This is a genomic window from Candidatus Symbiopectobacterium sp. NZEC135 (genome assembly GCF_025962695.1).
In genome coordinates this window covers 1-891 of record NZ_JAGFPF010000849.1, presented here as the reverse complement: position 1 = coordinate 891, position 891 = coordinate 1, and the positions used below count along the sequence as shown (strand labels likewise).

Sequence of the window (891 nt, the reverse complement as noted above, 5' to 3'; positions counted from 1 at the left end):
GCAGCAGTTACAGGCGATCGGGAACGCGTTTGGCGTAGCGTTTCGCACCGAACCGCAGGCGGAACTGGCACGTCAGTTTATTGAGGAGGCGCAGTCCTTCGCCCACTCGGATGCCGCTAACGTGCGCTTTTACGCGGCGCGCGGTGCCAGCGGGTTGGAAACCGGGCTGGCCGGCTCCTTGCACACGGAAGCGGCCGAACTGCTGGGGTTGAGAAATGTCGCGCAACTGCCGGGACGTCAGGGATTGGCGCAGGTGTCGCTGGAAAACCTGTTGGCCTGGCAGCCAGACATAATTTTGGTGCAGGAGGCAGCGACCTTGCACACGCTGACTCACGATCCGGTATGGCAGGGGGTGAAGGCCGTGGCGCAAAAACGCATCCTGTTTCTTAGCGGCTTGCCGTTTGGCTGGCTGGATGCGCCGCCGGGCATCAATCGGCTGCTCGGCTTGCGACGCTTGCACGCCTGGCTGGACAAGGACGTGGCACGTTCCTTTGAGGCTGACATGATGCGTTTTGCCACGCTGTTCTGGCATGCGCCGCTGAGCGAGGCTCAGTTTAACCGAATCGTTAACGCGCAATGAGAACGGCAACCCTGTTTACGCTGTTGAGCACCCTGGCGCTACTGTGCATCGCGCTGGCGGTGTTTTCCGGCGCTTATCCCTTAAGCCTTCATCAAGTGATCGGACTGCTTTTCAGCCCTGACAGACATTTGCCGCAAGATCAGATCGTGTTCTGGCAGATCCGCCTGCCGCGCATCGCCGCGGCGTTGCTGATTGGCGCTGCGCTGGCGGGGGCGGGTACTACCTATCAGGGGATGTTTCGTAACCCGCTGGTCTCACCCGATATTCTCGGCGTGGCGGCGGGGGCGGGCCTCGGTGCCTGCGTTGCGATT

2 protein-coding genes are annotated in these 891 nt (G+C 61.6%); both read left to right on the top strand.

Annotation, left to right across the window (positions count from 1 at the left end):
• Window positions 1–580 (top strand): ABC transporter substrate-binding protein (locus J5224_RS30925; protein ID WP_264628841.1); only part of this gene is annotated, 580 nt, incomplete at its 5' end.
• Window positions 577–891 (top strand): iron ABC transporter permease (locus J5224_RS30920; RefSeq protein ID WP_264628840.1); only part of this gene is annotated, 315 nt, incomplete at its 3' end. The genes J5224_RS30925 and J5224_RS30920, both read left to right, overlap by 4 nt.